Source organism: Micromonospora aridisoli, from assembly GCF_056150025.1.
Genome location: NZ_JAXCFK010000167.1, coordinates 1 through 532, shown reverse-complemented (window position 1 = coordinate 532; position 532 = coordinate 1). Strand labels below are relative to the sequence as shown.

Below are 532 nucleotides of genomic sequence, written 5' to 3'. Positions count from 1 at the left end.
CGGTGGCGTGGGCACGATCCCCGGGGCGAGCATGGCCGAGCGGCGGCTGTGGTTCATGGAGCACAGCGACGACGTCCGCACCCTGCTGATGTACGAGCCGCGCGGCCACGCCGCGATGAGCGGTGCGATCCTCCAGCCGCCCACCCGACCCGACGCCGACTACGGCGTGCTGTTCATCGAGGTCTCCGGCCTGCTCCCGATGTGCGGGCACGGCACCATCGGCGTCGCGACGGTCCTCGTCGAGACCGGGATGGTGCCGGTCGTCGAACCGGTGACCACGATCCGGCTCGACACCCCCGCCGGGCTGGTCGTCGCCGAGGTGGCGGTGCGCGACGGCGCGGCGCAGTCGGTCACCATCCGCAACGTCCCGTCGTTCGTGCACGCCCTCGACCGGGAGGTCGAGGTGCCGGGCTTCGGCGCCGTCCCGTACGACATGGCCTTCGGCGGGAACTTCTACGCCATCGTGGACCTGGCGGACCTGCGGCTGCCCTTCGACCGCTCCCGCGCCGGCGACCTGCTGGCCGCCGGACTC

General features: G+C 72.9%; 1 protein-coding gene. It reads left to right on the top strand.

All coding sequences use genetic code 11. From position 1 onward, the window contains the following. The coding region (locus SM447_RS29915) for a proline racemase family protein (protein ID WP_474576212.1) at positions 1-532 on the top strand (532 nt) is incomplete at both ends.